Source organism: Spirillospora sp. CA-128828, from assembly GCF_050945415.1.
Taxonomy (GTDB): Bacteria; Actinomycetota; Actinomycetes; order Streptosporangiales; family Streptosporangiaceae; genus Spirillospora.
The window spans coordinates 8,847,260-8,865,493 of the sequence record NZ_CP191986.1 but is presented as its reverse complement, the minus strand read 5'-3'; the positions used below and the strand labels follow the sequence as shown (position 1 = coordinate 8,865,493).

The following is an 18,234-nucleotide window of genomic DNA, read 5'->3' as shown; positions in this document are numbered from 1 at the left end:
TGGCGTCCTCAGACCCGGACCCAGTCAACCGGGGAGGGTCGGGCGGCGGTCGCCTCCTTGCAGAGCGACGGTATGTGGGAGCCGTCGCTGGAAACGACCTTTGCAGGGCCCGTGGCGCTGGCGGCGGTGGCCACCACCAGGGCGTCGATCACGCACTCGTGACCGCTAAGTCCGGTGGAGTCCAGTAGAACGGCGGCCGCGTCCGCGATGGCCTCGGTGACCGGGACGACCGTGAGCCTGGATCGAAGCCAGGTCATCCGCTTGCCTGCCCGACCGGCTCGGCGTTGTTCCGCGATGGTCACGGCGCTGATGGCGGGTACGAACTCCTCCCGCACCGCCAGTTCCAGCCGTGCCGTCATGCGCCGGTCGTCATCGGCCAGGAGCGAAAGGCCTTGGGCGTCAAGGACGAACGCCGGGCCGTTCAGGGCTGTGGAGCCCGTCATTCGCCGCGCCACGCCGCTTCCGCCTCAGCCAGTTCGGCATCGGTGAACTCCCCATGCCGTGCGATGTGGTCGTCAACGACCTCCTGGGCCTTGAGTAGCGCCAGGTGACGCTCGGCCGCGGCATCGAGGAACTGGGAGAAGCCGCGTGCCCCTGTCCGAGCCTCGATCTCGTCCACGACAGACTCGCGCAAGGTCACAGACTTCTTCACCGTCTTGTCCGGACGCCCGCCGGCGTTAGCGTCCTTCTTGCGCCGCTTACCTGGTGCGGTGGCGCTGCGTGGAACATCGGTCATGCTCCGAGAGTACTACTAAAAGTAGGATAATCGTGCGAGCTCCACGCCAGGGATCGCTCTCAGCTCGTGATCGTCGCCTACGAGACCGGCCTCGTCCCCTGAAGGAGGATGGGGGTATGGAACTGAAGCCGGGGTTGCGGGCGGAGCTGGCGATCGTCGTTGGGGAAACGGACACGGCCGCGGCCTTGGGGAGTGGAGATGTGGACGTCCTCGGGACGCCGAGGCTGCTCGCGCTCGCCGAAGCCGCCACCGTCAAGGCGGTCGGTCCTCACCTGGGCGAAGGCGAGACCTCGGTCGGGACGCGGGTGGAGCTGGAACATCGGGCGCCCAGCCCGGTGGGCGCCCGGGTGACGGTCGGGGCCGAGCTGCGGGAAGTGGACGGACCGCGGCTCGCGTTCGGGTTCGAGGCCGCCGACGAGCGCGGCACGACGGTGGCGAAAGGTCGTATCGAGCGGATCGTCGTGGATCGGGAGAGATTTCTGGCGCTGGCGAAGCGGTGAGAACGGGATCAGTACGGCAGGAGACGGCCCGAAGGCGTCCGCAGGTCGGTAGGGCTCGGTTGACGTGGGGGCTTGGGGCGCTTGATGAGCTGCTGCCGTGCCATGGTGATCATCTCCCCCCATCGGGCCGGACTTAACCCGCAGGTCGAGTGGTTACCTCGTACGACGCGCCCGCCGTCCACGAGGTTCGCTGAGCTTATGCGACCAACACGGCCGGTTCGACCGATTTTCAGGAAGCCGTCATCGACGTAGCGCGATCATCCGGTCGCCGAACGTGTCAGGAGACGATGTCGCGTGCCCGGAAGCGGCGGAAGGCCAGAGCGAAGAGGACGGCGGCGTAGGTGATCGAGACGGCCGCGCCCTTGGCCATGCCCGCCCACTGGATGTCCGGTTGGAGGGCGTCCATCCAGGAGTACATCCAGTGGGTCGGGAGGAAGTCGCGCCAGGAGCCGAGTGCGGTGACGGCGTCCAGGATGTTGCTGACGATGACGAGCCCGACCGCTCCGCCGACCGCCCCCAGCGGAGAGTCGGTCGTCACCGAGAGCAGGAACGCCAGCGCGGCGACGACGAGCTGCGCGACGAGCGAGTAGCCGATGATGATCGCCATCCGGCCGAGCGCGGTGCCCACCGGGACGGTGCCGCCGGTCGGCAGCTCGACGTCGCCCCAGCCGAACCCGGCGGTTCCCGCGACCAGCGACATCAGCGGCAGGCTGACGACCGCGACGACCGCGTACGAGAGGGCGACGACCAGCTTCTGGCGCAGCAGCCGGGCGCGCGGCACCGGCGCGGCCAGCAGGTAGCGCAGGGACGACCAGCCCGCCTCGCTCGCCACCGTGTCGCCGCAGAACAGCGCGACCGCGACGACCAGCAGGAAACCGGTCGAGACGAACAGGGCGAACAGGGCGAAGTTGAGCGCACTGGACGTCGCGACGTCGACCAGGCTCGGCACGCCGTCCGGCCCCGGGTCGCCGCCGAGCTTGAACGCGGCGACCAGCACCCACGGCAGGACGAGCAGGATGCCGAACGCGACCAGCGTGCGGCGGCGCCGGAACTGCCGGACGGCCTCCACCCGCAGGGGCAGCGTCCGCCGGACGTCGTACGCGGTCATGACCCTTCTCCGATGATCTCCAGGAACGCGTCCTCCAGGCGGCGCCCGGAGCCGACGATCTCGGCGACCGGGCCGGCGGCGACGCGGCGGCCGCCCGCCATGACGACGGCGTGCGTGCAGGTCTGCTCGACCTCGGCCAGCAGGTGGCTGGAGACGATGACCGTCCGCCCGGCCGCCGCGTACCGGACGAGGACCTCCCGCATCTCGCGGATCTGCGGCGGATCGAGCCCGTTGGTCGGCTCGTCCAGGACGAGGAGGTCCGGCAGCCCGAGCATGGCCTGCGCAATGGCGAGACGTTGACGCATCCCCTGCGAGTAGGTTCGGACGGCCCGGTCCAGCGCCGACCCCAGGTCGGCTATCTGCAGCGCCTCCTCCAGATGGGCTTCGTCCTGGGGACGGCCCGTCGCGCGCCAGTACAGATCCAGGTTGTCGCGGCCGGAGAGATGGGGCAGGAACCCGGGTCCCTCGACGAACGAACCAAGCCGGGACAGGACAGGTGCACCCGGGTACACGCGATGCCCGAAGATCTGGATCGAGCCCGAGTCCGGGTGGATCAGCCCCATGAGCATGCGCAGGGTCGTCGTCTTCCCAGCGCCGTTCGGGCCGAGCAGACCGAGCACCTGACCCTTCTCCACCCGGAAAGACAGGTCGGCCACAGCGAGGTGCCCGTTCTTGTAGGCCTTCGTCAGGCCCGTTATCTCCAGGGGCACGTTGCTGTCTGTTTCGGCGCCGCGCCTACGGCGCCAAGGCAGGAGAATCGCGGCCGCGAGGGCGAGACCGGCCACCGGCAGTCCCCACACCCATGCGGGTAGAGGCGCCGATGCGGTCTTCAACGACGGGACAGAGGGAACGGTCAGCGGCGAAACCACCTGCACCTTGTACGACGAGGGCGCGACTGGGGTCGCGAACCCCATGTCCGTGGTGGCGATGACCAGACGCAGCCGATGCCCGCGATCGAAGCGGTAGTCCATCGCCGGGAGGGTCACCGTGACCTCGTCCCCGCCGGACACCCTGAACGGCGCCGCGAGCCGCCGCGCCGGAGTGGCCGTTCCGCCTGGCGCGACGTCGTAGAGCTTCGCGAACAGCGGCCCGTCCCCGTGGATTTTCAGCCGGACGGTCGCGGCCCCCGTCAGCCACACCGGATGGTCCAGCGGGCGCGTGTCGAAGGTGGCGGTCTGCCCTGGCATGTCCGCCGGCAACTGGCCGCCCAGGGACCCGCCCAGGGTGCCGCCCAGCGATCCGAGCGCCCCCAGCCCGGGCAGCGCCGAGATCGACGCGGGCGACCCGCCGGCCGGGTTGAAGATCGTCTGCTCGCCGCCGCTCAGCGGCAGCGCCGAGGGCACGCCGGAAAGCCCCGGATAGCGCCGTGTCGTCGCCTCGTCCACGACGACCTCTTGGGTGGACGAGTCGAGCCCGCCCGCACGCGTCACCGTGAAACCGTCCGGCGAAGGCGGCTCGGACCGCATGAGCCGTGCGTCGAAGAAGTCGCGCACCAGCCCCTCGACCCGAGCGGTCTCCGGGTCGCCGCCGTCGTGCCCGCCCTGGAACCACACCACCGAAACCGGCGCGCCGTTCGCGGCGATCGCGCGCGCGTTGGCATCGGCCTGGTCGAGCGGGAACAGCGAGTCGGCCTGGCCCTGGACCAGCAGCGTCGGCACCTTGATCCGGTCGGCGACCGAGGCCGGGCTCGACCGCCGCAGAGTGGAGAGCGCCGACTCGGTCGGACGCCCCTTCTCCGCGATCTCCTGATACATGTCGCACACCGACGGCAGGAACCGCCCGCACGCGGTCCGGGTCGCGCTGCCGGTGAAGAACAACCCCGCCCAGAGCTTCTTGAACACCCCGTCCGAGGGCGCCGCACCGGCCGCGCCATCGGGGAACAGCGCGTCCGGGAGGCTGTTCCAGGTGATCTGCGGCGCGATGGCGTCCACGCGCCTGTCGTACGCGGCGGTCATCAGGGCGATAGCCCCGCCGTAGGACTGGCCCGCCATCCCGACGCGCGGGTCGCCGGGCCCGTCGAGCAGGACGTCCGGGCGCCGCGCCAGCCAGTCGATCAGCTGGCGGGTGTCCTTCACCTCGTAGTCGGGCGAGTTGAGCGCGATCTCCCCGGTCGACCGGCCGAACCCGCGGGCCGACCAGGCCAGCACCGCGTACCCGGCGCGGGCCAGTTCGCGCGCCTCGCCCGCCACGTCCCGCTTGCTGCCGCCGAAGCCGTGCCCCAGCAGGACCGCCGGGCCCTTCGCCCGGCCGACCGGCCGGTAGAACGTCGTGTCGAGCGTGACGTGCTGGTCGTCCTTCGGGCCGTCGACCACGGCGATGCGCTGCTCGGACGTCTCGACGCGGGCCGCGCCGCCCGCCGTCGCGCCCCAGGCCGCGCCACCGCCCGCCAGCGCGACCGCGACCACCGCCGCGGTCCAGCGCGCGGACCGTCCCGTCCTGCCCCACCGCGCCCGGAGCGCGCCCGCCGGCCTCATGGTCAGAACCCTATGCGGGCCGCATGGCCACCTGCTCCGACCTGAAGTCGATCTCCGCTGCGCCCGCCGCCGTACGCCGGGCCGTCCCGTTACACCTCGCGGCGTACGGGCGGGGCGAGGGCGGCGGTGAACATGGCGGTGAGGCGGTCGGTGAGCTCGGCCGGGTCGGCGGCGCGCAGGTCGCCGAGGCCGAGCAGGCGCCGGACGGGCGCGCCGCCCATGATGATCGTGGACGCGAGCAGCGCCCGTGCGCGGGCGTCCGGCCCCTCCAGTTGCGCCACCAGCGGCTGGACGATCACGTCCTCCAGGTACTGCAGCAGGATCTCCCTGACCTCGGGATGGCCGACCGACCGGTCCAGCATCCGGGACATGGCGGTGACCCCGTGCTGGTCGATCTGCCGGACGAAGTGCTCGGCGAGCCGGCGCGGCAGCCCCTCGGGATCGCCTGCGATGACGCCGCGGATCACCGACTCGCCGGCCAGCACCTCGCCGAACAGCGCCGCCTTGGAGCCGAAGTACCGGTTGACGAGCGCCATGTTCGCCTCGGCGCGGGCCGCGATCATGCGGACGGTGACGCCGTCGTAGCCGTGCTCGCCGAACAGGTCGCGGGCGGCGTCCAGGATGCGGCGCCGGGTGGCCTCCCGGTCGCGTTTCGGCCGCCGCTCCACCGCGCGCTCGGTCTCGTCCTCGACCCGCATCCCCCAAAACCCCCGGTCGCCGGCGACGTTCCGTGCCCAGTATCGGTGACGGTCCGTGCGAGTGGTCGACGAGTTGCAAGTAAACAAGCGTCTACATAAGATACATGTAAAGCACAGGTAATTCCGCCTACGCATGGGGGCAGGGTGGCTCAGGCGAGCGCGGCGTCGCACGGCCCGGTGGCGCCGGAGCAAGCGAGACCGCAGTACACGCACCGTCAGATCCTGGAGATCCTCGCCGGTCTGATGATGGCGATGCTCACGTCGATGATCTCGACCTCGGTCGTCGCCACGGCGCTGCCGACGATCGTCGGCGACCTCGGCGGCCAGGACAAACTGTCCTGGGTCGCCAGCGCGTCACTGCTGACCATGACCGCGTCCACGCCGCTGTGGGGCAAGCTGTCCGACATCGCCGGGCGCAAGCTCATGTTCCAGACCGCGCTGATCATCTTCGTCGCGGCCTCGGTGGGCGCCGGGCTGTCGCAGAACATCGGCCAGCTGATCGCGGCCCGCGCGTTCCAGGGCCTCGGCGTCGGCGGCCTGTCCGCGCTGGCCCAGGTCATTCTCGGGGACGTGGTCGAACCCCGGCAGCGCGGCCGCTACGCCGGCTTCATGGGCGCGGTGTTCGGCGTCTCGACCGTCGCCGGGCCGCTGCTCGGCGGGTTCATCGTGGACGCCGACGGCCTCGGCTGGCGCTGGTGCTTCTACGTGTGCGTCCCGCTCGCGGTCGTCGCGTTCCTGGTCATCCAGAAGGTGCTGAAGCTGCCGAAGGTGCGCCGCGACACCCGCATCGACGTCTTCGGAGCGTTCACCATCACCGGCAGCGCCGCGGTGCTGATGCTGGTGCTGTCCATGGGCGGGACGGAGTTCGACTGGAACTCCGAATGGACCTACGGCCTGCTCGGCGTCGCCGCCCTGCTGCTCGTTCTCGCGGTCGTCGCCGAACGCGTCGCGCGCGACCCGATCCTGCCGCCCCGGCTGTTCCGCAACCGGACGTTCGTGCTGGCGTCGTTCGTCTCGATCAGCGTCGGCATGGCGATGTTCGGCGTGATGATCTACATGCCGCAGTACCTGCAGATCGTCAAGGGCATGAGTCCGACGGCGTCCGGCCTGATGACGCTGCCGCTCGTCGTCGGCATGCTCATCACCTCCACCGGCTCCGGGCAGATCGTCACCCGGACGGGCCGCTACAAGCTCTTCCCCGTGGTCGGGCTGCTGTGCGTCGCCGGCGCCATGTTCCTGCTGTCGCGGCTGCACACCGACTCGCCGAAGCTCGTCATCGGCGCGGACCTCGCGGTCCTCGGCATCGGGATGGGCCTCAGCCTCCAGATCCTCATCCTCGCAGCGCAGAACGCCTCTGCGCCAAACGATCTCGCGTCGACCACATCGGGCGTATCCTTCTTCCGCAATCTGGGAGGTGCGATGGGTGTGGCCGCGTTCGGTGCGATCCTCACCAACCGGGTGACGGACGAGATAAGCAGCGGGTTCCGCACGGCGGGCATCCCGATGCCGGCCGGCGGGGGCGGACCCGACCTGGGCTCCCCGGCGGAGATCAAGAAGCTGCCGCCGCAGGTCCTCGGCATCATCCAGGACGCGTTCACCAGCTCGCTGGAGACCGTCTTCCTCGTCGGCGTCCCCGTGGCGCTCGTCGGCTTCGGCGCGGTGCTCCTGCTGAAGGAGCTGCCGCTGCGCGGCTCGGCGCACCGGGGCAAGGCCGAGCCGCCGGCCGGCGGGCCCGCGGACGACGCCCCGGCCGAGAGCGGTGTCGTCCGGCCCCCGTCGCCCGTCGTCCGGACGGGTGCGGTCGCCGCGGTCGGCGCCGGCAGGCACGCGCGCGACGGCGGCCCCGCCGACGAGGGCCGGCTCGCCATGGTCGCCGCGACCCCGCCGGAACCGCCGAACGGCGCGTCCCCGGCCGCCCCCGGCCTGGCCGCCGAGGTGCACCTCCTCGCCCGGCAGAACGGGCACGACGGGCAGAACGGGTCCGGCGGCGGCGTTCCCGTTCGCGGCGTCGTCCGGAGCGGCGACGGCGTGCCCGTCCCGTCCGCGGCGCTCACCCTCATCGGCGGGGACGGCCACCAGCTGGCCCGCGCGATCACCCAGGAGGACGGCCGGTACGCGCTGCCGGCGCCCGGCCCCGGCAGCTATGTGCTGATCGCCGCGACCGGCGAGCACGAGCCGCAGGCCGCGACGCTGGTCGTCGGCGGCCGGCCGGTCGAGTACGACCTGCTGCTGGCCGGCAACGGCGGCCTCGGCGGGACGGTCCGCAGCGCCGACGGCACGCCCATCGTGAACGCGATGGTCGTCGTCACCGACGTGCGCGGCGACGTCGTCGGCACGGGCCGCACCGACGCCGCCGGGCAGTACGCGTTCAAGGACATCGTCTCCGGCACCTACACGCTCGCCGTCAGCGCCGCCGCGCACCGCCCGGTCGCGATGCCGGTGGACGTGACCGGAAACGGCCAGGCGCGGCTCGACATCGAGATGCCGCCCGGCGCCCGGATCCGCGGGACGGTCCGCAACGAGTCCGGCGCACCGGTCGGGGACGCGCGGGTCACGCTGGTGGACGCCGCCGGCAACGTCGTCGCGATGGCGATCACCGGTCCGGACGGCGAGTACGCGTTCACCGACCTGACCGGCGGGCAGTACACCGTGATCGCGTCCGGCTATCCTCCGGTTGCCACCGGTCTGTCGCTTTCGGGCAGCGGGCTGGACGGCCACGACCTGAAACTCGGCTACCCGGACGAGTGACGGACACGAGCGAGCCCGGCCGCCCGCCGGCGGCGGCCCCGAACACACGAACCTGGAGTGCGGGTCGTTGATGGACGCGAACCGAGGTCTGCACGGCACGGTGCGGACGAAGGACGGCTGGGCGGTGCGGCACGCCATCGTCACGGTCACCGACCTGACGGGCGACCAGGTCGCGCGCGAGCAGACCGGGGAGGACGGCGTGCTCGCCGCCGGCCCGCTGCCCGCCGGCACGTACACGGTGATCGTGACGGCGCCGGGCTTCCAGCCGGCCGCGTCGACACTGATCGTGTCCAGCGCGGGAATCGCGGACATCGGGAAGATCGTGCTGGCCCGCGCGGGCGATGTCGAGCTGCCGCCCGCCGGCACGTGGACGATCGACCCGGCGCACTCCATCATCGGCGCCGTCGCGCAGCATCTCGGGCTGACGAGCGTCCGCGGCCGGTTCGCCTCGTTCGAGGGCCGTATCGAGGTCGCCGAACCGGTCGAGGAGTCGACGGTCACGGCGCGCATCGAGGCGGCGTCCATCGACACCGGCAACAAGACGCGCGACGACCATCTGCGCTCCGCCGACTTCATGACCGCCGACGTCCACCCGGTCATCACCTACGAGAGCGACGGGCTGACCGGAGCCGGCCCCGACCGCTGGACGGTGCACGGCCGCCTCACCCTCAACGGCATCACGCACCCGGTCGACCTCGACATGACCTATCTCGGCAGCGGCACGGACCCGTGGGGCGGCGTCCGGGCCGCGTTCCGCGCCACCGCCGAGCTGCGCCGCGCCGACTTCGGCATCCGCTTCAACCAGATCCTTGAGGCGGGCATCGCGCTGGTCGGCGAGAGCCTGAAGGTCGAGCTGGAGATCCAGGCCGTCCGGGGCGAGGAACTTCCGCAGGCGTGACTACCGGCCCTTGAGCTCGCGGACCAGCGTGTTCGCCGAGGCCCGGTCCGGCGAGCCGGTCACGACGACCTTCCCGTCCGTGATCGCCATGTCGACGCGGGGCAGCGTGACCAGCCGGTCGCGGACGACGAAGGCGAGGTCCCGCCCGACCGTCGCGCGCGTCAGCCCGGCGAACGCCCGCCGGTCGACCGGGCGGAGCGTGACGGCCACGTCGTAGCCGCCCGGCTTCACCCGCGACTTCTGCACGCGCAGATCGGCGACCTTGTGGATCGCGATCCCCTGGGTGAGCCGGTAGCAGGTCACCCCGGTGGCGGACTGCCCGGTGATCCCCTGCGTCCCGGCGGGGCACTGGCCCGGCGCCGCCTGCGCGACGGGGTAGATGTGCAGCGGCGCGGCCAGCGTCACCGGCCGTGCCTGCATCGAGGACGCGATCATCGCGCCGGTCACCGCGACCGCCGCGATCAGCACGCCGAGCGTGAGCACCATGACCAGCAGCGCCGACCGGTGCTGGTCGGCGGCCTTCGCCGGCGCGACGGGCTCCCGGTACGGGCGGCCCTGCCGCCGTGCCGCGCGGCTCCGCTTCGCCTCCGCCGCCTCCCGCCGCCGCTGGGCCGCCCGCGCCCGCCGGCGCGCCGCCTCCGTGTCCAGGGGTTGCGTCTTCGCGGCAGGCAGGACGGCCGTCGCCGGACCGCGCGTTTGCGGACTCTCCCGCGACTCGGCGAGGTCTCCGGCGCGCTCCTTGCCGACCTCCATCGGCCGGGTGCTCCCACCCGCCGGATAGAACGGCTGAGCCGCCTCGACGACCTGCTCCGCCCGCACCGCCTCGCCGGGCTGCGCACCGGTGCCGGGGTTTCCGATGCCGGTGGGCCGTGTCGTGTCGGTGAGCAGGGCGACGTCGGCCGGTGGCGGCGGCCATTTCAGATTCGGGTCGGGGGCGGCCGCAGGCGCGGGCGGTGTCAGGGGACGAGTGGGCTCCTCATCACGCGGTCGACCCTTGTTCCGGCGCGGAATGACCCGCATCGTCACCTCCCCGGCTCCATGATCTCCCCCCAGTCTTTCAGGACGAGGCCTCGGCCCGCATCGTGTCCTGTCCAAGGCGGTCACGAAGCCGCCGTCTCCCGCCACGAGAGGAACCGTGCCCCGTTCACGGGATTTCAACGGTCTTCTAGCGAGGAATCCCGGCCGTTCACGTTCACGGCCAGTGTGAATCGCTTCCCTCGTGCCCAGCGTGCAGCGCCGTCTAGCCCGGTCGCTGTTGCTGGTCGATGTATGCCTTGATGATGTCCAGGACGCGGCGAAGTAGGACGGGGAGACCCCATCTCCCCACAGCGCTCCGCCGGTACCTGGCGAAGAAGACCAAATGGACATGGAGGGCTGGAGACGACGCTGCGACCTCGGCAAATATCCAGATTTGGTGCCCCTTGCGGTGAAATAGACCAAGGGTAAACAGGTGTTAGATTGGCGGTCATGAAATTGGTGGTGCAGGTAAAGCTACTGCCGACCGCCGAGGAGGCGGTGGCGCTGGCCGAGACCCTGCACACCGCCAACCAGGCCGCCGACCATGTCTCCACGGTGGCCTACCGGCAGGGCATGTTCTCCCGGGCCGGGCTGCAGAAGCTGCTGTATCACCAGGTGAAGGCTCTGGGGTTGTCGGCGCAGCCGGCGCTGCATGTGATCCGGAAAGCGGCCGACGCCTACACCACCCTGCACGCCCAGATCGACGCGGGCCTGCTCGGCCCGGAGTACTCGAAGCGACGCCATAAGGCCGAGTCCAAGCCGATCGCCTTCCGCCCGGACGCGGCGCAACCATTTGATGATCGCTGCCTTTCATGGCAATACGACGCGCGGACCGTGTCGATCTGGACGGTGCACGGCCGGTTGCAAGGCATCGCCTACACCGGCAAGCCACTCAACACCGATCCGGTCGACTGGATCGGGGTGGACCGGGGGATCGAGAACCTGGCCACCACCTCCGACCAGACCAACTATCAGGGGCAGGCCCTGAAACGCTATCGGCGCCGCGCGGCCCGCCGCCGCGCCGAACTCCAGAAGAAGAAGGCGGCCGGATCCCGGTCGGCTGCCCGTCGGCTGGCCAAACGCAATCAGCGGGAGGCCCGGCACGCCACCGGCGAGAACCACAAGATCAGCAAGCAGATCGTGGCCGATGCCCAACGCACCGGACGCGGCATCGCCGTCGAGCAACTCGACGGGATCCGCGGCCGGGTCCGGCTCAAGCGGCACCAGCGGGCCACGCTGTCATCCTGGCCGTTCCACCAGCTCGGCACCTTCCTGGAATACAAGGCCCGCCGGGCCGGGGTGCCGTTCCTGCAGGTGGATCCGCACTACACCTCCCAGAGGTGCCCCGTGCCGTGGTGCGGGCACGTCTCCCGCCGCAACCGGCCCACTCGGGGCCGGTTCCGCTGCGTCGTGTGCGGGCTCGCTGGCCTTGCCGACGACATCGCCGCCGTGAACGTCCGCCAGCGGGCGCGCACGGTGTGGACATTTGTCACCATGCCCGACCCCGCCCCCCACCACCAGCCCACACGGGCCAGACGCAGAGGACGGGGTGATGCGCCCCCGGCACGGCGGCCAGCCGCTACGGGGAGCGCGACGAAGCGTGAAGACCGGGCCACCAAGCCCGGCCGTCCACGGCCGAGAAGGTGACAGCGCGCGAAGGCCCGGCCCCGGACGAAGCGGGACCGGGCCTGCGAACACGCGTCCTAGTCGATGCGCCAGGTGTCGCCGCTGCCGAGCAGCGCGGCGAGGTCGCCCTTGCCCTGCGTCTCGGCCGCCTCGTCGAGCTGGGCCCGCATCAGCTCGTCGTAGGACGGGCGGTCGACGTCGCGGAAGATGCCGATCGGGGTGTGCTCGAACGCCGGCTGGTCCAGCCGCGACAGCGCGAACGCCTGCGACGGGTCCGGGTTGCGGGCGTCGTGCACGGCGATCTCGGACGCGTCGACGTCGGCGACCTTCACGACCTCGAACGACCCGGCCGGGTTGCGGCGCAGCGCCTTGGAGCGGTCGGCGCCGAACACGATGGGCTCGCCGTGCTCCAGCCGGACGGTGACGTCGTCGCGGACGGAGGCGTCCTTGAGCGGCTCGAACGCGTTGTCGTTGAAGATGTTGCAGTTCTGGTAGATCTCCACCAGCGCGGTGCCGCGGTGCTGGGCGGCGGCCCGCAGCACCGACTGCAGGTGCTTGCGGTCGGAGTCGATGGTGCGGGCGACGAACGTGCCCTCGGCGCCGATCGCCAGCGACAGCGGGTTGAAGGGCGCGTCCAGCGACCCCATCGGCGTCGACTTGGTGATCTTGCCGAGTTCGGACGTCGGTGAGTACTGGCCCTTGGTCAGCCCGTAGATCCGGTTGTTGAACAGCAGGATCTTCAGGTTGACGTTGCGGCGCAGCGCGTGGATGAGGTGGTTGCCGCCGATGGACAGCGCGTCGCCGTCCCCGGTGACCACCCACACCGACAGGTCGGGACGGGACGTCGCCAGCCCGGTCGCGATCGCGGGCGCGCGGCCGTGGATGGAGTGGAACCCGTAGGTGTTCATGTAGTACGGGAACCGGGACGAGCAGCCGATGCCGGAGATGAAGGTGATGTTCTCGCGGCGCAGGCCCAGTTCGGGCAGGAAGGACTGCACGGCCGCGAGGATCGCGTAGTCACCGCACCCGGGGCACCAGCGCACCTCCTGGTCGGTCTTGAAGTCCTTCATGGACTGCTTGCCGTCCGCCTTGGGGACCAGGGACAGCAGCGACCTGCCGTTCCCGTTCCCGTTGGCGGTGCCGTTGCCGTTCACGGCGCCGTTCGCTCCGTTCTCACTCACTGTCGATCACATCCTGGATGACGCCCTGCAGCTCTTCGGCCTTGAAGGGCAGGCCGCGGACCTGGTTGTAGCCGATCACGTCGATGAGCAGCCGGCCGCGCAGCAGCAGGGCGAGCTGGCCGAGGTTGATCTCCGGGACGATGACCTTGTCGTAGGAGCGCAGCACCTCGGGCAGGTTGGCGGGGAACGGGTTGAGGTGGCGCAGGTGGGCCTGGGCGATGGTGCGCCCGGACCTCCGGACCCGCCGCACGGCCGCGGAGATCGCCCCGTACGTCCCGCCCCAGCCCAGCACCAGCACGCGTGCCTGGCCGGACGGGTCGTCCACGGCGAGCGGCTCGATGTCGTTGGCGATCCCGTCCACCTTGGCCTGGCGGAGCCGGACCATCCGGTCGTGGTTGGCGGGGTCGTAGGAGATGTTGCCGGTGCCGTCGGCCTTCTCCAGGCCGCCGATCCGGTGCTCCAGCCCGGCCGTGCCCGGGATCGCCCACGGGCGGGCCAGGGTGGCCGGGTCGCGCTCGAACGGCCGGAACCCCTCCTCCGAGGAGCCCGCCTCCGGGCCGGCGAAGTCCGGTTCGATCGTCGGCAGCGACTCCACGTCCGGGAGCTTCCAGGGTTCGGACCCGTTGGCCAGGTAGCCGTCCGACAGCAGGATCACCGGGGTGCGGTACTTCACCGCGATCCGGGCCGCCTCCAGCGCGGCGCCGAAGCAGTCCGACGGGGACTGCGGCGCGACCACCGGGACCGGCGCCTCACCGTTGCGGCCGTGCATCGCCTGCAGCAGGTCGGCCTGCTCGGTCTTGGTCGGCAACCCGGTCGAGGGACCGGCCCGCTGCACGTCGATGACCAGCAGCGGCAGCTCGGTCGCCACCCCCAGGCCGATCGTCTCGCTCTTCAGCGCGAGGCCGGGCCCGGAGGTGGTGGTCACCCCCAGCGAACCGCCGAACGAGGCGCCCAGGGCCGCACCCACCGCGGCGATCTCGTCCTCGGCCTGGAAGGTCCGCACCCCGAAGCGCTTGTGCTTGGAGATCTCGTGCAGGATGTCCGAGGCCGGGGTGATCGGGTAGGAACCCAGGAAGATCGGCAGCCCACTCTGCACCCCGGCCGCGACCAGCCCGTAGGCCAGCGCGAGGTTGCCGGTGATGTTGCGGTACAGCCCTGGCTCGTGCTCGGCCGGCTTGATCTCGTACTGCACCGAGAACGCCTCGGTGGTCTCTCCGTAGGACCAGCCCGCCTGGAAGGCCGCGATGTTGGCCTTCATGATCTCGGGCTTGCTGGCGAACTTGCGCTCCAGGAACGCCAGCGTCCCCTCGGTGGGACGGTGATACAGCCACGACAGCAGCCCGAGCGCGAACATGTTCTTCGCGCGCTCGGCGTCCTTCTTGGAGATGTCGAAATCCGCGAGCGCCGTCACCGTCATCGACGTCAGCGGCAGGGCGTGCACCCGGTACTCGGCCAGCGAGTCGTCCTCGACCGGGCTCGTCTCGTACCCCACCTTGGACAGGTTGCGCTTGGTGAACTCGTCGGTGTTGACGATCAGGTTCGCGCCGCGCGGCAGATCGGCCAGGTTGGCCTTCAGCGCGGCGGGGTTCATCGCCACCAGGACGTTCGGGGCGTCGCCCGGAGTCAGGATGTCATGGTCGGCGAAGTGCAGCTGGAAGCTGGACACGCCGGGCAGCGTCCCGGCGGGGGCGCGGATCTCGGCCGGGAAGTTCGGCAGCGTCGACAAGTCGTTGCCGAACGCCGCGGTCTCCTGGGTGAAGCGGTCGCCGGTCAGCTGCATACCATCGCCGGAATCCCCGGCGAATCGGATGATGACACGGTCGAGCTGCTGGACCTGTTTGGTCACAGAGGAAGACCTCCTCGACGCGCAGCATCCGTCCTGGAGGAGGCGTCCAGGATCGTGATGCTACTAAGGCTTACCTTCATGGTATGTCCGGGATCGGATGGTGTTATCGGGGACGGGCCGCTCACTGGGACGAGGGCGCGCTTCGTCCGGGTGCCGGTGGCCGCGGGTCATGAAGGCTGTGCCGGGAAGGCACTGACGGGCGGCAACCGCTCCGCAGGTCCTATCAGGTGATACGACCTGGACTGGTCCCCGAGTTCATCCCGAACACAGGCAGCTGCGCTGCCGGCACAGGTCGACGTGCAGTCGCCGGACCAGGAGCCGCGCGGGACTCGTCGAGGAGCCTTGGCTCCCCAGGGGCGTGAGGTTCACGTCCCGAAGTGTAGACAGCATGAACATCGTTCCAGGGCACCGCCCCCGGCGTGGGGCTCAGGGTGTCCCTGGTGTCTGTGATGTGGCGACTTCCGGCCGCTCCGACCGCTTGACTGAGGGTTCTCCCGATACGGTCGGCGTCGGCGTGGACGGTTTGGGCTTCATGACCGCCTTGCGCTCCCGGTCGACGCGCGCGAGCAGCGCGGGCACGTCGGCCGCGTCCACCGCCTCGCCGACGACGCGGGCCGTCGCCGCGTACGGGTAGGAGCCGGGGTTGTCGAGTGCCGCGCGCATCCAGCGCCGCCACAGCCCGCTCGTGACGGTGCAGCGCAGCGTCAGCGCCCGGTTGGCCGGGACCGGCCCGGACCCGGTGCACGACCCGAGCGGCTCGCCCCTGGACGTGATCGACGCCCGCAGCGCCGCCCGCGCGCCCTCCGGCACCGACCCCGCCGGCTGGGTGAGCGTGGCTGGCACGCTCACCGTGCAGCCGGTGGTGTTCTGGTCGCAGTTGCTGAACGCGAGCGTCCCGGGCGTGAAACGCAGGCTCGGGTCGGCCGCCCCGCCCAGCCTCGCCACCCGCGGGCGCAGCTCGGCGAACAGCGTCGCCGGGGCGGCCACGGGTGCGACGGTGAACCGCGGCGCCGCCTGCCCGGCCGGCCGTACCGCCAGCAGCCGGTGCGGCGCCGCCGCGGTGAGCAGGTACTCCGCGCCCGGCGTCTTGATCCGGTACGCCGGGACGCCGTTCACGTTCTCCGTGGGTGGCTTCGCCGGCGCCTTGGCCAGCATCGTGGCGATCGACTTGGGGCCGAGGACGTCCGGCAGGTCGAAGCCGGGCATCGACGCGGGCGCCTTCGTCCAGCGCCCCGCGTAGTACTCCGGATGCGCGACGCCGCTCACGTAGGTCTGCCAGAACGTCGTCCCGGCCCTGATGTAGGTGACGCCGTCGATCGCGACGACCTCCGCCGTCAGCACTCCCGCGGTGAGCGTCCCGGACGCCGAACCCGCCGGCGTCACCCGCAGCTGCGCCTGGACGGGCCGCCCGCCGACCGTCAGGGTGCCGTCGTAGCGCAGCCCCGTCCCGGTCGTGAGCGCCTTCCCGGCCTCGACCGTCCATGCGGGCGGCGCCGCCGCCGTGGTCGCCTTGGGCTTCTTCTTCGCCGGCTCGTCGCCCCCGGCGACCACCGCCGCGGCGACGGCGCCCATCGCGATGACGACCGCCGCCGTCCCGGCGACGACGAGAACCCGCCGACCCCGGCCCCGAGTCTTCCGCCCCGCCGTCCCCGGAGGAACCGGGCCGCCCGGCGGGAAGGGAGCACCATGCTGGAAGGCGTCCACCGGCATCGGGCCGCCGGGCGGAACCGCGAACCCGGGCGGCGGAACATCATGCTGGAACGAGTCCGCGGGCATCGCCCCGTCCACATCCATGGGGGCGTCCGGAGGCGGGGGAGCGTCCGCCGGTATCGCCTCGCCCGCCGGGGCGGGAGCCGCGCCGGACGCGGCAGGGCCCGGCGAGCCCGCAGGGGGTGGAGGCGTGGCCGGGTGGGGGCCCGCTACGTGGACGTCTCCGGGGTGGGGGCCGGGTGGGGCCTGGCGGTCCGGCTGGGGGTCGGCCGTCCCGGCGTCGTCCGTGGACGGGGGTCGGGAAGAGGCCGTCGGTGACGGCTCGTCCTGTTCAGCGCTCACTCGGGGCTCACTCTGCTCACTTCCGGGGCCAGGTTTCGGCCCGTCCGTCAGGCACAAAGCAAGGGGGTGGAGACGTCCCCAGGGGGAGGCCGGCCGGGGCTCTGGACCGTTCGAGGGGTTGGGTCCGGCCACCGGGGCCCTGAAGGGGCGTCCTCAAAGAGCATAAGGGTGCCCGGCGGCGCTTTCCCCCTGGCGGGGAGGAGCGCGGCCGGGCACCCTGGCGGCGGAGGGTCAGCGCGCGGGGCGCCTCACCTGCGGCCTCATTCGCTGTCGAGCCCGTTCTGCAGCGCCTGAACTTCGGAGGACGTGGCGCCGATCACCTTGTACTGGGCGTGCTTGTAGAAGGTGCCGCCGGTGGCCTTGGCCCAGCTGGTCCACGCGGCGCTCGTGACCCGGCAGCTCGCCCACTGCGAGTCGGTGCCGGTGATCGTGATGCGGGTGGTGCAGTTGCCGAGGTCGCGGCCGGTCAGCGTGCTGGCGGTGATCCGGAACCGGACGTCGATCGTGACGGGCTTCTCCACGTCGTACGGCGGACGGATCTTGGCCTCGACCGTGCAGCCGGAGTTGCCGTTGCAGCCGCCCCGCTTCCACTCGTCGACCGTCGGCCGCGCCTCACCGTTGAACGAGTCCTTCAGCTCGCCCATGTTGGTGCGCATGTTCGAGATGACGGTCGAGGCGTCGCCGGAGTCCTTCGGGGTGACGTCCACCGCCACGCGCGGCGTGGTCGCCTCGTACCGCAGCAGCTTGGAGTCGTCGTCGTCGGTGATGTAGAGCGTGGAGGAGAAGGTGCTGAACTTCAGGGCCTTCTGCCCCTGCCAGGTCGTCTCGATCGGCTTCACGCTCGACGTCCGGGCCGAGCGGATCTTGCTCGCCAGCGCGGACGGCGACAGCTGCGTCTTGAAGTCGAGGTCGAGCTCGTCGTCGCCCAGCCGGCCCCACTGCTCACCCGTGGTGAGGAAGAACGGGTCGTCGGTGGCGGAGATCTGCCGCGTCCAGTAGGACTTGTCGGCCTTCACGAACAGCTTGCCGTCGGCCGACAGCACGGTGACCTGGTCGCCGTTCCAGGAGACCGGCCCCATCGCGCGGCCGCCCTTGGTGACGTTCAGCTCACCGCGGAGCGTGTCGCTGCCGCCGAACGTGCCCTTCAGCTGGACGACGTCGGCGGTGTCCATGTTGCTCGCCGCGGCGGTCAGCTTCTCCTCGGGGGACTTGCCGCCGCCGTTGGCCACGATCAGCACCACCACGGCGATGATCACCAGCACGGCGACACCGCCGCCGATCAGGCCGATCACCAGGCCGGCGCCACCGCCGCGCTTCGGCGGCGGCGGCATCGCGGGACCCATCGGGGAG

14 protein-coding genes are annotated in these 18,234 nt (G+C 71.3%); 4 read left to right on the top strand and 10 right to left on the bottom strand.

Translation table 11 applies throughout. The annotated features are described in order from the left end of the window. Nucleotides 1-8: 8 nt before the first annotated feature. Complete coding sequence (locus ACQPXG_RS42560; RefSeq protein ID WP_433464810.1) at nucleotides 9-443, bottom strand: hypothetical protein; 435 nt, start codon at nucleotides 441-443, stop codon at nucleotides 9-11. Further along, the gene (locus ACQPXG_RS42555; RefSeq protein ID WP_433464809.1) at nucleotides 440-736 is read right to left on the bottom strand and encodes a hypothetical protein; all 297 of its coding nucleotides are present in this window, start codon (nucleotides 734-736) and stop codon (nucleotides 440-442) included. Before ACQPXG_RS42555 ends, ACQPXG_RS42560 begins: the two co-directional genes overlap by 4 nt. Nucleotides 737-852: 116 nt before the next feature. Here ACQPXG_RS42555 and ACQPXG_RS42550 point away from each other — a divergent pair, with 116 nt between their 5' ends. Further along, on the top strand, nucleotides 853-1,236 hold the full coding sequence (locus ACQPXG_RS42550) for a thioesterase family protein (protein ID WP_433464808.1): 384 nt from the start codon (nucleotides 853-855) through the stop codon (nucleotides 1,234-1,236). Nucleotides 1,237-1,513: 277 nt separating this feature from the next. Here the strand turns inward: ACQPXG_RS42550 and ACQPXG_RS42545 are convergent, their stop codons facing one another. The 3 genes from ACQPXG_RS42545 to ACQPXG_RS42535 form a co-directional block, all read right to left on the bottom strand. Continuing rightward, complete coding sequence (locus ACQPXG_RS42545; protein WP_433464807.1) at nucleotides 1,514-2,344, bottom strand: ABC transporter permease; 831 nt, start codon at nucleotides 2,342-2,344, stop codon at nucleotides 1,514-1,516. Next, nucleotides 2,341-4,818 (bottom strand): alpha/beta fold hydrolase, encoded by a 2,478-nt coding sequence (locus ACQPXG_RS42540; protein ID WP_433464806.1) that lies wholly within the window; start codon nucleotides 4,816-4,818, stop codon nucleotides 2,341-2,343. Before ACQPXG_RS42540 ends, ACQPXG_RS42545 begins: the two co-directional genes overlap by 4 nt. 89 nt (nucleotides 4,819-4,907) lie before the next feature. Beyond that, nucleotides 4,908-5,516: a TetR/AcrR family transcriptional regulator gene (locus ACQPXG_RS42535; RefSeq protein ID WP_433464805.1), complete on the bottom strand. Its 609-nt coding sequence runs from the start codon at nucleotides 5,514-5,516 to the stop codon at nucleotides 4,908-4,910. A 144-nt stretch (nucleotides 5,517-5,660) separates the two neighbouring features. On the opposite strand from ACQPXG_RS42535, the gene ACQPXG_RS42530 reads away from it, so the two are divergent. Both ACQPXG_RS42530 and ACQPXG_RS42525 read left to right on the top strand, forming a co-directional pair. Further along, nucleotides 5,661-8,264 carry an MFS transporter gene (locus tag ACQPXG_RS42530; RefSeq protein WP_433464804.1) on the top strand — a complete coding sequence of 868 codons (2,604 nt, stop codon included), beginning with the start codon at nucleotides 5,661-5,663 and terminating at the stop codon, nucleotides 8,262-8,264. Nucleotides 8,265-8,334: 70 nt separating this feature from the next. Further along, nucleotides 8,335-9,162 carry a YceI family protein gene (locus ACQPXG_RS42525; RefSeq protein ID WP_433464803.1) on the top strand — a complete coding sequence of 276 codons (828 nt, stop codon included), beginning with the start codon at nucleotides 8,335-8,337 and terminating at the stop codon, nucleotides 9,160-9,162. Here the strand turns inward: ACQPXG_RS42525 and ACQPXG_RS42520 are convergent, their stop codons facing one another. Then, nucleotides 9,163-10,182, bottom strand: coding sequence for a SecDF P1 head subdomain-containing protein (locus ACQPXG_RS42520; protein ID WP_433464802.1), 1,020 nt, complete (start codon nucleotides 10,180-10,182; stop codon nucleotides 9,163-9,165). It abuts the gene before it with no gap. Nucleotides 10,183-10,677: 495 nt separating this feature from the next. Here ACQPXG_RS42520 and ACQPXG_RS42515 point away from each other — a divergent pair, with 495 nt between their 5' ends. Beyond that, nucleotides 10,678-11,826, top strand: coding sequence for an RNA-guided endonuclease InsQ/TnpB family protein (locus ACQPXG_RS42515; protein WP_433464801.1), 1,149 nt, complete (start codon nucleotides 10,678-10,680; stop codon nucleotides 11,824-11,826). Between the two features lie 56 nt (nucleotides 11,827-11,882). On the opposite strand, the gene ACQPXG_RS42510 is transcribed toward ACQPXG_RS42515, so the two are convergent. From ACQPXG_RS42510 to ACQPXG_RS42495, 4 genes are all read right to left on the bottom strand, one after another. Beyond that, nucleotides 11,883-12,986 (bottom strand): 2-oxoacid:ferredoxin oxidoreductase subunit beta, encoded by a 1,104-nt coding sequence (locus tag ACQPXG_RS42510; RefSeq protein WP_433464800.1) that lies wholly within the window; start codon nucleotides 12,984-12,986, stop codon nucleotides 11,883-11,885. Further along, a complete protein-coding gene (locus ACQPXG_RS42505; RefSeq protein WP_433464799.1) occupies nucleotides 12,979-14,832 on the bottom strand; it encodes a 2-oxoacid:acceptor oxidoreductase subunit alpha in 1,854 nt (617 codons plus the stop codon). Before ACQPXG_RS42505 ends, ACQPXG_RS42510 begins: the two co-directional genes overlap by 8 nt. Nucleotides 14,833-15,258: 426 nt before the next feature. After that, nucleotides 15,259-16,626, bottom strand: a complete 1,368-nt coding sequence (locus ACQPXG_RS42500; RefSeq protein ID WP_433464798.1) for a hypothetical protein — start codon at nucleotides 16,624-16,626, stop codon at nucleotides 15,259-15,261. 518 nt (nucleotides 16,627-17,144) lie between these two features. Beyond that, nucleotides 17,145-18,215 (bottom strand): hypothetical protein, encoded by a 1,071-nt coding sequence (locus ACQPXG_RS42495; protein ID WP_433464797.1) that lies wholly within the window; start codon nucleotides 18,213-18,215, stop codon nucleotides 17,145-17,147. Between the last annotated feature and the right edge of the window lie 19 nt (nucleotides 18,216-18,234).